Raw genomic sequence first — 17,732 nt, forward strand, 5'->3', positions numbered from 1 at the left:
ATATGCCCGGGTGCGCCGCGCAACAAGACATTACGAAGGAGACTGCTGTGCCGCTTACCCCTGAAGTCAAGAAGTCCATCATGGCCGATTACGCCCGCTCAGAAGGCGACACCGGTTCTCCCGAGGTTCAGATCGCGATGCTCTCGCAGCGCATCCTCGACCTCACCGAGCACCTCAAGGAGCACAAGCACGACCACCACACCCGTCGTGGCCTGCTCCTTATGGTCGGTCAGCGCCGCAACCTGCTGAACTACCTTCAGCGCGTCGACATCGAGCGCTACCGTGCACTCATTGAGCGCCTCGGACTGCGTCGCTAGTCACAGCTTCATATCAGAGCCCGGCCGCTCCTCCCACCAGGGGGTTGAGCGGTCGGGTTTCTGTTTTTTTGGGGCCCGGCGCGCGAAGGGTGCGGGGCTCTAGCGACGTGGCGGTCCCACCACGTACGTTTCGCGCATCTGTCATTTGCTCGTGGTCCCGCGATGCACGGGTCCCGTGTGGGGCATCCCTGATAGCATAGAACCGGCTCTCCACTGTAGGCAGAGCCGCACACATACACCTGGCAGGCAAGTAGAACGCTGGTCCTCGGTGGTGATGGGCAGACTCTCCGCGAACTCTCGCGGACTACTTCTGAGCATTTCGACTGACGATCAGTGGCGGCACAAGGTCGCTAAGTTCGCATTCCCTGCTTCACAAATTAAGGAGAAACTTCCACATGGAAGGTCCCGAAATTCAGTTCGCTGAAGCCGTTATCGACAACGGCAAGTACGGCACCCGCACGGTGCGCTTCGAGACGGGCCGCTTGGCTCAGCAGGCAGCCGGTACGGTCGCCGCTTACCTCGACAACGACACCATGCTGCTGTCGGCGACGACCGCCGGCAAGCACCCTCGCGAGGGCTTCGACTTCTTCCCGCTGACGGTTGACGTTGAAGAGCGCACCTACGCCGCCGGCAAGATCCCCGGCTCGTTCTTCCGCCGCGAAGGCCGTCCCTCGACCGACGCGATCCTGACCTGCCGCCTCATCGACCGCCCGCTGCGTCCCACCTTCGTGTCGGGCCTGCGCAACGAGGTTCAGGTCGTCGTGACCGTGCTCGCCATCAACCCCGATGACTCGTACGACACCCTCGCCATCAATGCCGCATCGGCTTCGACGCAGCTCTCCGGCCTGCCCTTCACGGGTCCTGTGGCCGGCGTGCGCATCGCGCTGATCGACGGTCAGTGGGTCGCGTTCCCCAAGTACAGCCAGATGGATCGCGCCGTGTTCAACATGGTCGTGTCCGGTCGCATCGCAGGTGACGACGTCGCCATCATGATGGTTGAGGCAGAAGCGACCGACGACTCGTTCGACCTGATCTCCGAGGGTGCCCAGGCTCCCACCGAGACCGTCGTCGCCGAGGGCCTCGAGGCTGCCAAGCCATTCCTGAAGGCGCTGTGCGACGCCCAGATCGAACTCGCCGGCAAGTCGCAGAAGGCTCCCAAGGAGTTCCCCCGCTTCCTTGACTACCAGGACGATGTCCTCGACGCCGTGACCGCGGCCACCGAGGCGGACCTGTCCGCAGCGCTCAAGATTGCTGACAAGGCAGAGCGCGAGGACCGTCTCGACGAGATCAAGGACGCGGCTCACACCGCTCTTGACGCTCAGTTCGAGGGTCGCGAGAAGGAAATCTCCGCAGCGGTTCGCGCCGTCACGAAGAAGACCATCCGCCAGCGCGTCCTCACGGAGGGCATCCGCATCGACGGCCGTGGCCTGAAGGACATTCGTCCGCTCGCCGCAGAGGTTGGCCCCATTCCGCGCGTGCACGGTTCGGCTATCTTCGAGCGCGGAGAGACCCAGATCATGGGTATCACCACGCTGAACATGCTGAAGATGGAGCAGCAGATCGACTCGTTTGGCCCCGAGACGAAGAAGCGCTACATGCACCACTACAACTTCCCGCCGTTCTCGACGGGCGAGACCGGCCGTGTGGGCAGCCCCAAGCGCCGCGAGATCGGTCACGGTGCGCTTGCTGAGCGTGCCTTGGTGCCCGTGCTCCCGTCGCGTGACGACTTCCCCTACGCAATCCGCCAGGTGTCCGAGGCCCTCGGGTCCAATGGTTCCACCTCGATGGGTTCGGTTTGCGCATCAACCCTCGCCATGCTCAACGCTGGTGTGCCGCTGCGCGCCCCTGTCGCGGGTATCGCCATGGGCCTCGTGTCCGACACGGTTGACGGTGAGACCCGCTACGCGGCGCTGACCGACATCCTGGGTGCTGAGGACGCGTTCGGCGACATGGACTTCAAGGTCGCAGGTACCTCGGAATTCATCACCGCCATCCAGCTCGACACCAAGCTCGACGGGCTTCCGTCCTCGGTCCTCATCGGAGCACTCGACCAGGCCAAGGATGCTCGCATCCACATCCTGGGCGTCATGGCGGAGGCCATCTCTGAGCCCGACGAGATGAGCCCCTTCGCTCCTCGCGTCATCTCGGTGCGCGTCCCCGTTGACAAGATCGGTGAGGTCATTGGCCCGAAGGGCAAGATGATCAACCAGATCCAGGACGACACTGGCGCCGACATCTCCATTGAGGACGACGGCACCGTGTTCATCGGTGCAACCGACGGCCCTTCGGCCGAGGCTGCCCGCGCGGCGATCAACGCGATCGCCAACCCGCACGTGCCTGAGGTCGGCGAGCGTTTCGTTGGAACGGTCGTCAAGACCGTCGCCTTCGGTGCCTTCGTTTCGCTCAGCCCCGGCCGCGACGGACTGCTGCACATCTCGCAGATCCGCAAGCTGGTCGGTGGCAAGCGTGTGGAGAACGTCGAGGACGTCCTCTCCGTGGGTCAGAAGATTCAGGTCCAGATTGGTGAAGTTGACCCGCGCGGCAAGCTGTCGCTCGAGGTCGTCGAAGAGGCCGGTGCCGAGGGCGCCGACTCTGAGGGTGACGACAACTAGTCGCAGCCCTTCACTAGACGGTTCACGAGGCCGCCGGTTCCCGCAAGGGGCCGGCGGCTTCGTCGTTTCTGAACCCTGACCTGCGCCAATCGCTCGAGAGGCACGACCGGGCCAGCGCATCGGCCGCACATCGAGTAGGCCCCTACACGTGGTACCCGCCCTGTTTCGCCCCGCCCTGTTCCATCCTCGTCCCGTCCCGCCCTGTTCCGTCCTCGTCCCGTCCCGCCCTGTACCGTCCCGCCCTGTCCGGTCCGGCCCCGTCCCGCCCTGTGCGGTCCCGTCCGGTCCCGAAGGACGAAACCTTCATTCGTCCTTCCCGATGGTCCCTCAGTGTCTTGTCGAAGGACTATCTGGCTAATCGTCCTTCAGGATGGAACGCCGATGCCGGCCAGGGCAACGCGGGTAGCGAAACTGCGCCAGAGCAGCGGCGGCCGGGGTTAGGCTCGTGACCATGCCTCACGCCCTTCCCCTTGTCTCCGCCGAATCCATCGGCTCCTCCATTTCCATCGAACAGGATCACGGTGCCGTGGTGCGCCGCAGCGTGCTACCGGGAGGAGTGCGGGTATTCACCGAGCAAATCCCTGGGATGCGGTCCGCCACGATGGGCGCCTGGGTGGGTGTGGGTTCGCGCGACGAGACCCCTGAGCACGCCGGCTCCACGCACTTCCTCGAGCACCTCCTGTTCAAGGGCACCCAGCGTCGTAGCGCGCTGCAGATCGCCGAGGCCTTTGACCGCGTGGGCGGCGAGTCCAACGCGATGACGGCCAAGGAGTTCACCTGCTACTTCGCGCGGGTGATTGATACCGACCTGCCGATGGCGATCGACGTCATCCTGGACATGGTCACCAGCCCCAAGCTGGACCGAGACGAGTTCGAAATGGAGCGTGGTGTGATCCTCGAGGAGATCGCCATGAACGACGATGACCCGGGGGACGTGGCGCACGAGAAGTTCACGGAGTTGGTCTTTGGCGGGCACCCCTTGGGCCGGCCCATCGGCGGAACCCCTGACATCATCCGCTCGGTGACCCGCGACGCTGTCTGGGACCACTACCAGAAGCATTACGTCCCCGAGGGTCTGATCGTGACGGCCGCCGGGGGAGTGGACCACGACATCGTGTGCGAGCAAGTGATGGCTGCCCTAGAACTAGGAGGCTGGGACGTGACGTCGCAGCGAGCGCCACTGTCACGGCGCGACTCGACGAACCAGGTGACGGCTACCCAGGGCGGCGACCTCAGCATCGTCCGCGATTTTGAGCAGGCGCACGTCGTGATCGGCTCGCGCGGCTTCAAAGCTAGCGACGACCGCCGCAACACCCTGGCCGTCTTCAACACCATCCTGGGCGGGGGCATGTCGTCGCGCCTATTCCAGGAGATTCGCGAAAAGCGCGGTCTCACCTACTCGGTCTATTCATTCGGTGCACCCAACGCCGATGCTGGCTTGTTTGGCATGTACGCCGCCTGCACGCCGGGCAAAGCGGACGAGGTGTCGCGCCTGATGGTCTCCGAGCTTGAGCGCATGGCCGAGGGTGTGACGGACGAGGAGATGGAGCGCGCCATCGGCCAGCTGAGCGGCTCAACCGTGCTGCGCCTCGAGGACTCGTACTCGCGTATGTCGCGGCTCGGGAAGGCCGAGCTCGTCTATGGCGAGTTGTGGAGCATCGGCGAGGTGCTGGACCAGGTGCGTGCCGTGACGGCGGATCAGGTAGTGGGCCTTGCCGCCGAGTTGGCTGGCCGCCAGCGAACTGCCGTGCGCGTGGGCCCGGGCGCGGTCTAGTCCCGCTGCTCCCAAGTAAGGTGGACGCATGATTAACGTAGCTGTGCTGGGCGCCTCGGGGCGCATGGGAACCCACGTCGTCAACGCCGTATCTGCGGCCGAGGACCTGAGCGTCGTCGCGACTCTCGATGACGGTGACGACATCTCTGCCGCCGCGAAGGCGCAGGCGAATGTCGCGGTGGACTTCACCGTGCCGTCCGCGACGGAGGCCAACGTCCACGCGCTGATCGACCTCGGCATCAGTGCCGTGGTCGGCACCTCGGGGTGGACCCAGGACGCGCTTCAGCGAGTCGAAGAGCACCTGCGTGAGCGTCCCGACCTGGGTGTGCTGATCGCCCCCAACTTTGCGCTCGGCGCCGTGTTAGCAATGCGCATGTCGGCCCTCGCGGCCAAGTACTTCGAGTCCGTTGAGGTCATTGAACTTCACCACCCCGACAAGGTGGATGCGCCCTCCGGAACCGCGGTGCACTCGGCCGCCGGTATCGCCGCCGCACGCGCGGAGGCAGGCATCGCGGCATCGCCCGATGCGACGGAGGACTTCGCCAACGGCGCTCGCGGCGCGGACGTCAACGGCGTGCGCGTGCACTCGGTTCGTCTGCGAGGCCTGGTCGCCCACGAGGAGATCCTGATGGGCAATCCGGGTGAGCAATTCACCATCCGCACCGACTCGTTCGACCGCGTGAGCTTCATGCCGGGAGTGCTGCTGGGTATTCGCGAGGTGGGCAACTACTCGGGGCTGACGGTCGGACTCGACAAGTACATGAGCCTGTAGAGATGAAGCTCATGCGCAATCGCGGCTTCCTCGCCGCCGTCGCCATCACGTTGATCCTGGCGCTGTACTTCGTGTTGATCGCCAACCAGGCATTCCTGTTCCTTGGCTCCGACGAGCTGGCGGCAAAGGGGATCGGCGCCGCGCTGCTGTTCTTGCCGCTGCTTGGTGCCTGGTATTTGGTGCACGAGTTCCGGCTGGGGACGTCCGTGCAGCAGATGGCGGACACGCTGGATCGCGAGGGTCGGCTGCCCATCCACGACGGCGAGACCAAGCCCAGCGGCAAACTCACGCGCGAGTCCGCCGAGGCGGTCTTTGAGGTGGCGTCGCGCCAGGTTGAGGACGCCCCGGAGGACTGGTCGGCGTGGTTCCACCTCGCCTACGCCTACGAGGCGGCGGGGGAGCGTTCTCAGGCCCGCAAGACGCTGCGTCACGCTGCGGACCTCTACCGTGCCGAGCGCAAGGCCTCCCGCACCGACGCTTAGAGCTAGACCTCTGCGCGCCAGAGCCGCTCGACGAGGTCGCCGTGGGGTCCCTCAAGGGTGCGCCGGACACCGCCCTCGCCAAGTCCAGCCGTTTGCAGGAACGCTTCACGCGCCTCGTCGCCCTCGAGTGCCCAGGCGCGCACGACGGGCGCATTCCTGATGCGGAGGGTGTCCACGCAGGCGGCCATGAGGCGTGACCCATGGCCCATGCGGCGGTGCTCGGGGGCAACCTCGAGCGCGATGATGTCGCCGGCGGCGGTCATGGCCGCGAAGCCCACCACACGCGGACCGTCACAGGCGGCGAACATGCGGTCGTCGCGCGTAGGAGGAGACTCGATCGCCGCACCCCAGGTGTCGCGCACCTCGTCGGCATCTAGAGCATCGACCGCCTCGTCGCCAAGCGTCTCGCGCCACGCGGCCAACTGGATCGCGGCGAACGCGTGCTCGTCGCCGAGCACGGCGGGGCGGGCGGAAACATCGGCGGTAGGCATGCCCTCAAGCGTACGCGGCACACCAGCCGTGACCGAACCGACCGTGGGCGCTAGAAGATCAGCCGCAGCACCGCGGCGACGGCTGCGGCAACCACCACCACCACGATGAACGGCGCTCGCCTCCACAGCAGTACCGCGGCGACCGCGACCGCGACCACGCGCGCGTCGAACACGATCGCGCCGTCCGTCGTGAACGCCTGCACCGCGAAGAGTGCGAACAGCAATGCGACGGTCACGTACGCTGCGATGCGGTGCACGCGCGGGTTCTCCAAAAACCGCTCCGGCACCACGTGACCCGCGTACTTGGTCGCCCAGGCCAGCAGCCCGGCGCCCACGATCGCCACCCACATCCACATGTATGAAGTCATTCGGGCACCTCGTCCTTGGACGTGGGGGCGCGCCAACCGACCACGATGGCGATCAGGGCGGCGGCAAGAATTGGCACTCCTGCCGGGGTCACTGGGGTGAGCAACAGCGCCAAGACGGCCGATGCCCCGGCCACCGCTTGAGCGGGACGCGACGCCAGGCGCGGCCACACCAGGCCGAGGAACGCCGCGGCGGCCGCCGCGTCGAGGCCCCAGTCCGCAGGGTCGCCGATGCGCTCTCCGACGAGCGCACCCACGACCGTGATCGCGTTCCACAGGATGAAGACGCCCACGCCAGTCCACCAGAAACCCGCACGTCGTGCCTCAACGTCGTCGGCGGGCTGGGCGAGGGAGACGGCCGTCGACTCGTCGATGGTCATGTGCGCCGCCCACACACGCCGCCACCCACTCATGGGTCGCAGTACGGGCGCGAGTCCCACCCCGTAAAAGCCGTTGCGCAGCCCCAGAAACGTGGAAGTCGCGACGGCCGCCGCAGCCCCGCCTCCCGCGGCAATCACACCAACGAATGCGAACTGCGAGCCGCCGCTGAAGACCAGGAGCGACAGCGCCATCGTCTGCCATACGTCCAGGCCGGCGGCGACGGACAGCGCGCCAAAGCTGATCGCGTAGGCCCCGGTCGCGACGGAGACTGAGACAGCCTGTTGGCGCGCGGGGTCGAGCCCGCGCAGACTCAGCCTCCCCACGTTCAGGCGGGCCAAGCGATGTCCCTACCGTCGGCATCGGCCAAGCCTGGCCGCGGGTACGCCGCCACGGGGGAGTCAGGGGAGAGGTCGGTCATCGCCCACACTTCTGTCAGTTCTCGGCCGACTTCCGCCCCTTCGGGCTCGGTCCGTACTCCCACGCGCGTATAGCCGAGTGACTGCGGCACCCCACGGCTACGCACATTTGCTGGGTCACAGCAGACTTGGACGCGATTCGCGTGCGCGACCTCTAAAGCCACCTGAGTAAGCGCTGCGGCGACCTCTCTCATCAGCCCGCGCCCCTCGGCATCGGCCGCGAGCCAGTAGCCAATCTCGAGAAGTCCTGGCTCGCCTCGGGGGTGCAGACCAGTACCGCCCAGCAGTGCACCCGACGAGCGGTCGAACATCCCCATGGTCCAGTCCTCGCCCGCGTCAAAGCGCTCGCGGAAATAGCGGAGCAAGTTGCGGCGGGTCTCGAGGATCTGCGGCTCGTCCCACGCCCACGCCATCCACTCCCGCAGGCGCACGTGGTTGGCGACCATGACGGCATCCATCTCCTCCGCGTCGGTAACCTCATACGCGCGAATCACGACGCGCTCGGTCACGACGCGGTGGGGTACCGCTCGGGGCATTGCTGGCATGGGTACATCCTGGCACGGTGTGTGGGTGCGATTCCGGCGCGTGGTGCTTGCTGGCGGTACATGAGTGCTGATTTGGGGCATCGAAACCGCACTCATGTACCGCAAGCTTGCGAGAGGTGGCCACGAGTCGACCTCACGCGTGCCGTGCGTCCCCGCCTCACGTGGACAACGCTAGGCTGGGCGGCGTGAGCGAGACACCGGAAATCGAATTCAAGTCCCACATGACGGTCGAGTTGGTACGCGCCAACGCGCAGGACGCGGACGTGCTGTTCGCGGCGCGCGTGTCCACCAAGGGCGAGCAATCCCTCGACGACGTGGACGCCGACGCGTCGAAGAGCGCGGGCCTCATCAACTACTTGATGCGCGACCGCCACGGCAGCCCTTTCGAGCACAACTCGATGACGTTCTACGTCCAGGCGCCTATCTTCGTGTTTCGCGAGTTCATGCGTCACCGCATCGCTAGCTACAACGAGGAATCGGGCCGCTACCGCAACCTGCGTCCCGTTTTCTATACGCCCGCGCCCGAGCGCAAACTGGTCCAGGTGGGCAAGCCTGGTGCCTACAGCTTTGAGGACGGCACTGCGGAGCAGCACGCGCTCGCCGATGCGGAGATTCGCTCGAGCTGCACGCACGCCTACGAGGCCTACCAGCGCATGCTGGATGCTGGCATTGCTCGTGAGGTCGCCCGCGCGGTCTTGCCGGTGAACACGTACAGCTCGATGTACGTCACCATGAATGCCCGCGCACTGATGAATTTCCTGTCCCTGCGCACCACGCGCGAGGGCACGCACTTCCCCTCCTTCCCTCAGCGCGAGATCGAGATGGTCGCGGAGCAGATGGAAGACGAGTGGGCCACCCTCATGCCGCTGACCTACGCGGCCTTCAACAAGAACGGACGCGTCGCACCATGACCGAGGACACCAAGAAGAAGAACACCATCCGCACCATCACGGTGGTGACTCTGATCGCGCTCACGCTCGGGCTCTTTGGTGGCTGGGCAATTGCTGCCGCCACCACGGCGAAGTCCGACGAAGGTGACGTCTGGGTGGTGCAATCGCAAACGGCCTCCGTCTCGACCGAGGCAGTGGAGCTCGACAACGTGGGTGGTTCGGTGTTGCAGGTCAGCGTCGAGGACGGCCAGGAAGTCAACGCAGTGTCCGTCTCTCAGCTCGTGCAGGACTGGGACAGCGAGTTCGGCGACACCATGCCTCGCGCAGTGATCACCGGCGTCCTCGGCGGCAAGAACCACTCGTTGATCGTGAACCTGGGCAAGCCCACCGCGACCGCGACGTCGATCACCTTTGAGGGCTCGACCATCGTGGGCGGCGGACTCGCCCAGACGGACTTCACCGCGGTGACGCTACTGATCGACAACAAGGGACTGGTCGAGGCCAAGCTCAAGGAGTCGCAGGCGAACTAGTCGGCTCGCGCCAACCTGGTGCGCGTGCCACGATGGAAATGCTCGCCCGGCTCTACGGGCTACTGATGAAAGGCATGCCATGACTAGTGTCAACCTTCACGAACTCGCGCAGAAGCACCTCACCGAGGCGCAGGAGTCGGGCAATGGCCGTCATTCAGAAACAATTTACGGAGGACGCGAGCACGACCTTCGCCAGACGCTGATCTGCCTCACGGAGGGGCACGGGCTCAGCGAGCATGCCAGCCCGGGCGAGGCCACGGTCCAGGTGCTCGTGGGCGCCATCGACATCACCGCGGGCGGCGAGGTGGTGCGCCTCGCGGTGGGGGATTACTACCTCATTCCGCCGTTGCGCCACTCGGTGCACGCGCCCACCGATGCCGCGTTCCTGCTGACGGTGGCCACTCGCGCCACGTAGCAAGCTTCCGGCCGATGGCCCGGCGGGCCCCGCCGGGCAGGCATGGCGTGGCGTACGCGGTAAGTTAGGCACATGACCTCTGCTCAGCGCCCCTTTGGCACGGTGCTCACCGCGATGGTGACCCCAATGTTCGACGACGGAACCATCGACATCGAGGGCGCTCAGAATGTCGCCAGGTACTTGGTTGACCATGGCAGCGACGGACTAGTCATCTCTGGCACCACGGGCGAGGCACCCACCACGCACGCGCCAGAAAAGGAAGACCTCACGCGTGCGATCGTCGAGGCCGTGGGAGACCGGGCGACCATCGTCGCCGGCGCGGGCTCCAACGACACGGCTCACGCCGTGATGATGGCTGCCCAGGCAAAGGAATGCGGAGCGGATGGCGTGCTCGCCCTGACGCCGTACTACTCGAAGCCCTCGCAGGCAGGCGTCGTTGCCCACTTCAAGGCGATCTGCGACGCCTCCGACCTGCCGGTAATGCTCTATGACATCCCCGGTCGCACTGCGTTGGCGATCGGAGACGACGCCTTCGACCAGATCTCCGCGATTCCTACCGTGACGGCGCTCAAGGACGCGACGGGAGACGTGGCTCAGGCCAAGGCCCGCATCGAGCGCTCCGACGTGGTCTGGTACTCGGGTGACGACCCGTTGACCCTCGAATTTCTACGAGTGGGCGCCGTCGGCGTCGTCTCGGTCGTGAGTCACGTGGCAGGCGAGTGGGTGCGCGACATGATCGCGGCTCACGATGCCGGCAACACGGCGCTCGCCGACGAATTGAACGAACGCATCGCACCGGTGACTGACGCGGTCATGTCACCAGGTCCGGGCGCAACCATGGCCAAGGCCGGGATGCAGGCGCTTGGCGTCTTGAGCGGGCGCCACATGCGGCTGCCGCTGCTCCCGGCCACCTCCGAGGAGTACGACTCCCTCACCGCGGTACTGATTGCCGCAGGATTGAAGAACTAAGTGAACTTTCACCCCGAACTTAAAGAACCACCCGCACTCAACCCCGACGCTCTGCGCATCGTCCCCTTGGGTGGCCTGGGTGAGGTCGGCCGCAATATGGCCGTCTTCGAGTACCGCGGCAAGCTGCTCATCGTCGACTGTGGCGTGCTATTCCCCGAGGACAACCAGCCAGGCGTGGACCTGATCCTGCCGGACTTCAGTTACATCGAGGACCGCATGGACGACGTCGAGGGAATCGTGCTGACGCACGGCCACGAGGATCACATCGGCGCTGTGCCGTACCTGCTGCGGTTGCGTCGCGACATCCCCATCATCGGCTCGCAGTTGACGCTCGCCTTCATCGAGGCCAAGCTCAAGGAGCACCGCATCACCCCCGTCACCCTCGCGGTGAAGGAGGGGCAGAAGGAGAAGCTTCACGACTTCGATCTGGAGTTCGTCGCCGTCAACCACTCGATTCCCGATGCACTGGCCGTGTTCATTCAGACGCCTGCCGGGTCCGTGCTCCACACGGGTGACTTCAAGATGGACCAGCTGCCGCTCGACGGCCGCATCACCGACCTGCGTGGCTTCTCCCGCCTAGGCGAGCAGGGCGTCGACCTGTTCATGGTGGACTCGACCAACGCAGAGAGCCCTGGCTTCACCATGAGCGAGGTGGAAATCACCCCGGTCCTGGACCAGCAGTTTGGGAACGCCACCGGCCGCATCGTGGTGGCGTCGTTCTCCAGCCACGTGCACCGCGTGCAGCAGGTCCTCAATGCCGCCCACGCGCATGGTCGGAAGGTCGCGTTTGTGGGCCGCTCCATGGTGCGCAACATGGGTATTGCCTCTGAGATGGGATACCTCGATGTGCCGCAGGGCCTCGTTGTTGATGCCAAGAAGGCCGACGACTTGCCAGCCAACAAGGTGGTCTACATGTGCACCGGCTCACAGGGCGAGCCCATGGCCGCCCTCAGCCGCATGGCTAATCTCGACCACAAGCTCAAGGTGGGTCAGGGCGACTTGGTGATCCTGGCATCGTCCCTGATCCCGGGCAACGAGAACGCGGTGTTCCGCGTGATCAATGGCCTCATGCGTCACGGCGCGACGGTGGTCCACCAGGGTAGTGCGCGCGTTCACGTCTCCGGCCACGCGAGCGCCGGCGAGTTGCTCTACTGCTACAACATCGTGCGCCCCAAGAACGTGATGCCGGTTCACGGCGAGGTGCGTCACCTGCTCGCGAACGGCAATCTGGCCATGAAGACCGGCGTGCCTAAGAACCGCGTCGTTTTCGCGGAGAACGGCGTGGTGGTCGACCTGCAGAACGGCAAGGCCAAGGTCGTGGGCGCGGTCGAGATGCACAACGTGTATGTCGACGGGTCGTCCGTGGGCGAGATCACCGATGCCGAGCTCAAGGACCGCCGCATCATGTCGGAGGAGGGGTTTGTGTCCGTATTCGCGGTCGTCGACTCGTCCAACGGCAAGGTGGTCTCCGGTCCCACCGTGCACGCGCGGGGCATTGCTGAGGACGACAGCGTCTTTGACGCGATCTTGCCCAAAATCAAGGCGGCTCTCGAGGAGTCTGCGGCAGGCGGGTCCACCGACAATCATCAGCTTCAGCAAGTGATGCGCCGCACGCTCGGCCGCTTCGCCGGCACCAAGCTGCGTCGTCGCCCCATGATCATCCCGATCGTCATCGAGGCGTAGCCAGTGTGACGCGCGGTCCCGCCCGTGGGCGGGTCCGCGCCGATGCCACGGCTGATGCAGTCACACGCGGCATGGCAACCTCGCCTTGTCCGATGCGAGGAGTAGCGTGCTGAAACATGGCACAGTCACGTCCAGCTCGCACTGCCCCCAAGGGGGCTAAGCCCCGCACGCCCGCCAAGAAGAAGCAGGCCGAACAGCCTCCCACGCTTGTGCGTGGCATCAAGTCGGCCGGTGCTGGAGTCTCGCACGCCGTGGGCGGATCCGTTCGTCACATCGGCCACGGCGCCCGCGATGTGAGTCCCGAGGTGCGTCGCGACGGCCTGGCAATCACGCTGCTGATCTTCGCGATCATTGTCGCGGCACGTGAGTGGTTTGGACTCTCGAGTTGGGCCGGCACCGCCGTCCACTTCGTCGCGGCCGGGATCTTTGGAGTGCTCGCCGTCGCGATGCCGGTGGTGTTGCTCGTGATGGCGTTCCGGCTGTTCCGGGCGCCGCAGGAGGGGCACACCAATAACCGCATCGCGCTGGGTGTGCTGATGCTGACGGTCATCGTCGACGCCATCATTCAGATTGCCAAGGGATCCCCCTCGCCTCAGGCAGACGGGATGGACGCCATTCAGTCCGCCGGGGGCATCATGGGCTTCCTGGTGGGAACCCCACTTGCGGCGATCCTCACCAGCGGACTGGCAGTCGTGGTGCTGGTACTCCTCGGCCTGTGGTCGGTTCTTATCATCGCTGGAATTCCGCTGCGCGAGGTGGGGCCGCGAGCTCGTCATCTCTTTGGCAGGGGCCAGGAGATCGACGATGACCCCGAACTGGACCTGCCCGAGCACCGGACGTTGGAACGCTCCGGGGAGAAGCCCGTCAAACAGCGCAAGCCGGGTCTCATGGACCGGGCTCGCGACAAGATGACCGGCACGTCCGCCGAGGACGAGCGACGTCTCGACGGCTACGAGGCCGATGAGGCCTTCGCCGCTGCTGCTGCCATTGACGGCGACCCCTTCGACGACATCATTGACCCCGGCGGAGAGCACCGAGCCGCACTGGCCCGCGCCGAGGCGGAGGCGAAGGCCGCCAAGCAGGCCAAGCTCGACGCCAAGGCGGGCATGAAGCCTGCCGTGCCGGAGGACGAGGAGATGTCCCCGACCACGGTCTATTCCGGCGAGGGCGTGTCCCCGTATGACGTCACTGAGGTGATCGAGACCTCCGCGGATGCCGCAGCCCTGGCTGCCGCCGCATCGGGCGCGAAGACCGAGCTCCGCGCGCCCGAGACAACGAGTATCGTGCCCGCCGGCGAACAGGGCCAGCTCGAGAACTCCAGCCCGTATGTGCTGCCTGACCCGAGCATGCTGGTCGCCGGCGCGCCGCACAAGACTCGTTCGGCAGCGAATGACCGCGTCGTCGAGTCACTGAAGAGCGTGCTTGAGCAATTTGGTGTGGACGCGAACGTGACCGGATTCACCCGCGGACCCACGGTCACGCGGTACGAGGTCGAGTTGGGTCACGGCGTCAAGGTCGAGAAGATCACCCAGTTGTCCAAGAACATCGCGTACGCGGTCGCCAGTGCCGACATTCGCATTCTGTCCCCGATTCCCGGCAAGATGGCGATCGGCATCGAGATTCCCAACGTCGACCGCGAGACCGTCGCGCTAGGCGACGTGTTGCGCTCGCAGGTGGCCATCAAGAATGACCACCCGATGGCGATCGGCATTGGCAAGGATGTCGAGGGCGGCTACGTCATGGCGAACCTCGCCAAGATGCCCCACCTGCTCGTCGCCGGAGCCACCGGCGCTGGTAAGTCCAGCTTTGTGAACTCCATGATCACCTCCATCCTGATGCGTTCTACCCCGCAGGAGGTGCGTATGGTGCTGGTGGACCCCAAGCGCGTGGAACTCACCATGTACGAGGGGATTCCTCACCTGATCACCCCCATCATTACCGATCCGAAGAAGGCCGCCCAGGCCCTCGAGTGGGTGGTGAAGGAAATGGACATGCGCTACGACGACCTGGCGCTGTTCGGTTACAAGCACATCGACGACTTCAACAAGGCAGTCCGCGCGGGCAAGGTCAAGCCACTGCCGGGCTCCGAACGCAAGATCACCACCTACCCGTACCTGCTGGTGATTGTCGACGAGCTTGCCGACCTCATGATGGTCGCGCCACGCGACGTCGACGAGTCGATTCAGCGCATCACGCAGCTGGCCCGCGCCGCCGGTATTCACCTGGTGCTGGCGACGCAGCGCCCCTCGGTGGACATCATCACGGGAACCATCAAGGCGAATGTGCCGTCCCGCCTCGCTTTCGCTACGTCGTCCCTCGCTGACTCGCGCGTGGTGCTCGACATGCCCGGTGCCGAGAAGCTGATTGGCCAGGGTGACGCGCTGTTCCTGCCCATGGGTTCATCCAAGCCGATGCGCGTGCAGGGTGCCTGGGTGACGGAGACGGAGATTCACGAAGCGGTGGAGCACGTCAAGAACCAGGCACAACCGCAGTTCCGTGACGACGTGATCCAGAGCACCTCTTCTGCCGTCGTGGCAGAGGACATCGGAGATGATCTAGACGACCTTTGTGCTGCGGCCGAACTTGTCATCACCACCCAGCTCGGGTCGACGTCAATGCTTCAGCGCAAACTCAAGATGGGCTTCGCCAAGGCCGGCCGTCTGATGGACCTCTTGGAGAGTCGAGAGATCGTGGGACCCTCGCAGGGCTCCAAGGCACGCGACGTGCTCGTCATGGCTGATGACCTTGCTGGCACACTAGCGATTCTTCGGGGCGAAACACCCGCTAGTGTAAGCATTGAAGACGTCGAGGACGACGCTGAGGAAGGGCCATGGGCGGACTCGTAGATCTGTTTCAGCAACCAAGCTTTGTCGTTGCTGTCACCTGCCTGCTGGTAGTCCTCGCGCTCGCGGCCTTCTACTATTTCTGGCGTTCGCACAAGGAACGCGAAGCACACGACGACGCCCTGATCCACGAGCGCGAACTGCGACAGCAATTCGATGCGGTGATGTCCTCCGCACGTGACGGCGTGATCATCTCCCGGTCAACGGGTGAGATCGCGATGATTTCGGACATGGCCGCGCATATTCTGGGATTGAACGCGGCCGATGCGGTGGGCAAGCCCATGATGAGGCTTCCGGTGCGTGCGTTGGACGCACAGATGCATCCGCTCCTCGTCAACGAGGCCTTCGCGCCTACCGAGCCAGGGAAGTCTCGCGTCGTGGGGGTTCCCGGCCGCCGAGGTGCGGACGACGTGCGCTGGATTCAGGTGCGCACTGCCAACGTCGAGAGCGAGCACGACGGCACCTCGATCACCGTCACCACCATTATGGACACTAGCGGGCTGCGAGAGGCGGCCGAGGCGCTCAATCGGTCAGACGTGCAGTTTCGCAAGGCGATGGAGAACGCACCCACCGGCATGGCTCTCGTTGACCTTGAGTGGCGATTGATGGAGGCCAACCGTGCGTTCGCGGAGATGATGGGCTCAACGGTGGCAGCGCTGCGGGGCACGCCATTCTCGGCGCTGTCGCATCCTCAGGATTTGCAGGCTGAGCGCGACCAGCTCCAGCGACTCTACGACGGACACCAGAACCATTTCTCGCTAGAAAAGCGCTACGTGCGGGCAGACGGCAACGTCGTGTGGGCCGTCCTTGACGTGGGACTAGTGCGCTACGCCGGGGGAGCGCCCGACCACTACGTGGTGCAGGTGCGTGATTCAACGGACGATCGCATGCATTCCGAGCTGCTTGCCCACCGGGCCATGCACGACCCACTGACGGGTCTGGCCAACCGCACCTTGCTCCACGACGTGCTCCAGCAAGTCCTCGAGCAGCCCGATGCGCAAGGCCGTGCGGGCGTCATCGCGGTGGATCTCGATGGCTTTAAGGGACTCAACGACCGCTTCGGTCACGCGACGGGGGACAACGCGCTCGTTCACGTCGCGGGAGTGCTGCGTTCGGCTACCGCGGGACGTGGCACCGTAGCCCGCATCGGTGGCGACGAGTTTGTCATTGTGGTGCAGGACGACGACTGTGCCAAGGCGCTGTTCGAAATTGCCGGAGCGATTCACACCGGCCTCAAGCAACCTCTTCAGGTGAAACGCCACCTCATTGCCGTCAACGCGTCACTGGGAATCGCGATGGCCGACGAGACCACCGTGGACGGCGGAGCCCCGGCACTGTTGAGCGCCGCCGATGCCGCCATGTACCGAGCCAAGTCGTCCGGCAAGTCGCGTACGGAGGTATTCGACGCCTCCATGCGTACCTCCACTGACACTCACAGCGCCCTTGCCACGGAACTCGCGCGAGCCATCGAGAACGGCGATCTGGTGCTGCACTACCAGCCAGTTCTGGAACTCAGCACGCGCACCGTGGTGGGCTATGAGGCGCTGGTGCGCTGGCAACACCCCACCCGCGGGCTCCTGCTTCCCGGGGCGTTCCTGCCACTCATCAACGACAAGAAGCTATCCGTCGTACTCGGCACCGCGCTCGTGGATCAGGCGGCCGGATTCCTGGCACGAGTAGCGAGTGACACTGCGTGGGTCTCGCTGAACGTGTCCGCGGATCAACTGGGCGACTCAGAGTTCGCGGACCGTGTTCTCAGCACCATTGGGCGCCACCGGCTGAGCGCACAGCGCATCGTCGTGGAGCTCACGGAGGCGTCGCTGGTCGCGCCCAACACGCGCATCCGACATGAACTCACCGAACTGCGCAATGCCGGCGTTCCCATCCTGCTGGACGACTTCGGCACGGGGGTATCGCCGCTGAGTTACCTGCGCGACCTACCCGTGTCCGGAGTGAAGCTGGACATGTCGTTCGTCGCTGGAATTCCCGAGGACCCCGCGGGAGCCCGGGTGTCACGTGCTCTCGGAGCTCTCGCGCGCGAACTCGGCCTTGCCACCATCGCCGAGGGCATTGAGACGGAAGCCCAAGCGCAGTTCCTCAGCAACTGCGGTTGGCGTTACGGCCAAGGCTGGCTCTTCGGCGTAGCGCAGCCGGCGGCCGCCATTTGCGCGGCCACCACGCAATTCTCCACGAGCATGATTGACCCCCTCCCGCAGGAGGACGCCGTCGACTCCAGCGTGGAGTAGC

16 protein-coding genes are annotated in these 17,732 nt (G+C 65.2%); 12 read left to right on the plus strand and 4 right to left on the minus strand.

Annotation, left to right across the window (positions count from 1 at the left end; translation table 11 throughout):
- Positions 1-47 precede the first annotated feature (47 nt).
- From rpsO to AOP73_RS07795, 5 genes are all read left to right on the plus strand, one after another.
- Positions 48-317 carry a 30S ribosomal protein S15 gene (gene rpsO / locus AOP73_RS07775; protein WP_061964438.1) on the plus strand — a complete coding sequence of 90 codons (270 nt, stop codon included), beginning with the start codon at positions 48-50 and terminating at the stop codon, positions 315-317.
- A gap of 395 nt (positions 318-712) precedes the next feature.
- Positions 713-2,929 (plus strand): polyribonucleotide nucleotidyltransferase, encoded by a 2,217-nt coding sequence (locus tag AOP73_RS07780; protein WP_061964440.1) that lies wholly within the window; start codon positions 713-715, stop codon positions 2,927-2,929.
- Positions 2,930-3,380: 451 nt separating this feature from the next.
- Entirely contained in the window at positions 3,381-4,703 is a 1,323-nt protein-coding gene (locus tag AOP73_RS07785; RefSeq protein WP_061964443.1) for a M16 family metallopeptidase, read from the plus strand.
- Positions 4,704-4,731: 28 nt separating this feature from the next.
- Complete coding sequence (dapB, locus tag AOP73_RS07790; protein WP_061964445.1) at positions 4,732-5,475, plus strand: 4-hydroxy-tetrahydrodipicolinate reductase; 744 nt, start codon at positions 4,732-4,734, stop codon at positions 5,473-5,475.
- Between the two features lie 2 nt (positions 5,476-5,477).
- Positions 5,478-5,957, plus strand: coding sequence for a hypothetical protein (locus AOP73_RS07795; protein WP_061964447.1), 480 nt, complete (start codon positions 5,478-5,480; stop codon positions 5,955-5,957).
- A gap of 2 nt (positions 5,958-5,959) precedes the next feature.
- Here AOP73_RS07795 and AOP73_RS07800 read toward each other — a convergent pair whose 3' ends face one another.
- The 4 genes from AOP73_RS07800 to AOP73_RS07815 are packed head-to-tail and all read right to left on the minus strand — an operon-like array spanning position 5,960 to position 8,155.
- Positions 5,960-6,448 carry a GNAT family N-acetyltransferase gene (locus tag AOP73_RS07800; protein ID WP_061964449.1) on the minus strand — a complete coding sequence of 163 codons (489 nt, stop codon included), beginning with the start codon at positions 6,446-6,448 and terminating at the stop codon, positions 5,960-5,962.
- A 50-nt stretch (positions 6,449-6,498) separates the two neighbouring features.
- Positions 6,499-6,816, minus strand: coding sequence for an AzlD domain-containing protein (locus AOP73_RS07805; RefSeq protein WP_061964451.1), 318 nt, complete (start codon positions 6,814-6,816; stop codon positions 6,499-6,501).
- Complete coding sequence (locus tag AOP73_RS07810) at positions 6,813-7,532, minus strand: AzlC family ABC transporter permease (protein WP_236683531.1); 720 nt, start codon at positions 7,530-7,532, stop codon at positions 6,813-6,815. Before AOP73_RS07810 ends, AOP73_RS07805 begins: the two co-directional genes overlap by 4 nt.
- Positions 7,520-8,155, minus strand: a complete 636-nt coding sequence (locus AOP73_RS07815; RefSeq protein ID WP_061964453.1) for a GNAT family N-acetyltransferase — start codon at positions 8,153-8,155, stop codon at positions 7,520-7,522. The genes AOP73_RS07810 and AOP73_RS07815 overlap by 13 nt, the downstream gene beginning before the upstream one ends.
- Positions 8,156-8,376: 221 nt before the next feature.
- On the opposite strand from AOP73_RS07815, the gene thyX reads away from it, so the two are divergent.
- From thyX to AOP73_RS07850, 7 genes are all read left to right on the plus strand, one after another.
- Positions 8,377-9,066: an FAD-dependent thymidylate synthase gene (thyX, locus tag AOP73_RS07820; protein ID WP_061964958.1), complete on the plus strand. Its 690-nt coding sequence runs from the start codon at positions 8,377-8,379 to the stop codon at positions 9,064-9,066.
- Positions 9,063-9,575: a hypothetical protein gene (locus tag AOP73_RS07825; protein WP_061964455.1), complete on the plus strand. Its 513-nt coding sequence runs from the start codon at positions 9,063-9,065 to the stop codon at positions 9,573-9,575. Before thyX ends, AOP73_RS07825 begins: the two co-directional genes overlap by 4 nt.
- 79 nt (positions 9,576-9,654) lie before the next feature.
- Positions 9,655-9,990: a cupin domain-containing protein gene (locus AOP73_RS07830; protein ID WP_061964457.1), complete on the plus strand. Its 336-nt coding sequence runs from the start codon at positions 9,655-9,657 to the stop codon at positions 9,988-9,990.
- A 72-nt stretch (positions 9,991-10,062) separates the two neighbouring features.
- Positions 10,063-10,959, plus strand: a complete 897-nt coding sequence (dapA, locus tag AOP73_RS07835) for a 4-hydroxy-tetrahydrodipicolinate synthase (RefSeq protein ID WP_061964459.1) — start codon at positions 10,063-10,065, stop codon at positions 10,957-10,959.
- The gene (locus AOP73_RS07840; protein ID WP_061964460.1) at positions 10,960-12,642 is read left to right on the plus strand and encodes a ribonuclease J; all 1,683 of its coding nucleotides are present in this window, start codon (positions 10,960-10,962) and stop codon (positions 12,640-12,642) included.
- A gap of 116 nt (positions 12,643-12,758) precedes the next feature.
- A complete protein-coding gene (locus AOP73_RS07845; RefSeq protein ID WP_084626668.1) occupies positions 12,759-15,488 on the plus strand; it encodes an FtsK/SpoIIIE family DNA translocase in 2,730 nt (909 codons plus the stop codon).
- Complete coding sequence (locus tag AOP73_RS07850; protein ID WP_084626669.1) at positions 15,473-17,731, plus strand: putative bifunctional diguanylate cyclase/phosphodiesterase; 2,259 nt, start codon at positions 15,473-15,475, stop codon at positions 17,729-17,731. The genes AOP73_RS07845 and AOP73_RS07850 overlap by 16 nt, the downstream gene beginning before the upstream one ends.
- The last annotated feature ends 1 nt before the right edge of the window (position 17,732 follow it).

Source organism: Demequina aurantiaca (assembly GCF_000975135.1).
GTDB lineage: Bacteria > Actinomycetota > Actinomycetes > Actinomycetales > Demequinaceae > Demequina > Demequina aurantiaca.

Bases quoted from the DNA above. Each gene is read 5' to 3' on its own strand.
- AOP73_RS07845 (WP_084626668.1), top strand. From the start codon at position 12,759: ATGGCACAGTCACGTCCAGCTCGCACTGCCCCCAAGGGGGCTAAGCCC.
- AOP73_RS07850 (WP_084626669.1), top strand. From the start codon at position 15,473: ATGGGCGGACTCGTAGATCTGTTTCAGCAACCAAGCTTTGTCGTTGCT.
- AOP73_RS07800 (WP_061964449.1), bottom strand. From the start codon at position 6,448: ATGCCTACCGCCGATGTTTCCGCCCGCCCCGCCGTGCTCGGCGACGAG.
- AOP73_RS07805 (WP_061964451.1), bottom strand. From the start codon at position 6,816: ATGACTTCATACATGTGGATGTGGGTGGCGATCGTGGGCGCCGGGCTG.
- AOP73_RS07785 (WP_061964443.1), top strand. From the start codon at position 3,381: ATGCCTCACGCCCTTCCCCTTGTCTCCGCCGAATCCATCGGCTCCTCC.
- dapB (WP_061964445.1), top strand. From the start codon at position 4,732: ATGATTAACGTAGCTGTGCTGGGCGCCTCGGGGCGCATGGGAACCCAC.
- AOP73_RS07795 (WP_061964447.1), top strand. From the start codon at position 5,478: ATGAAGCTCATGCGCAATCGCGGCTTCCTCGCCGCCGTCGCCATCACG.
- AOP73_RS07825 (WP_061964455.1), top strand. From the start codon at position 9,063: ATGACCGAGGACACCAAGAAGAAGAACACCATCCGCACCATCACGGTG.
- AOP73_RS07780 (WP_061964440.1), top strand. From the start codon at position 713: ATGGAAGGTCCCGAAATTCAGTTCGCTGAAGCCGTTATCGACAACGGC.
- thyX (WP_061964958.1), top strand. From the start codon at position 8,377: ATGACGGTCGAGTTGGTACGCGCCAACGCGCAGGACGCGGACGTGCTG.
- AOP73_RS07815 (WP_061964453.1), bottom strand. From the start codon at position 8,155: ATGCCAGCAATGCCCCGAGCGGTACCCCACCGCGTCGTGACCGAGCGC.
- AOP73_RS07830 (WP_061964457.1), top strand. From the start codon at position 9,655: ATGACTAGTGTCAACCTTCACGAACTCGCGCAGAAGCACCTCACCGAG.
- dapA (WP_061964459.1), top strand. From the start codon at position 10,063: ATGACCTCTGCTCAGCGCCCCTTTGGCACGGTGCTCACCGCGATGGTG.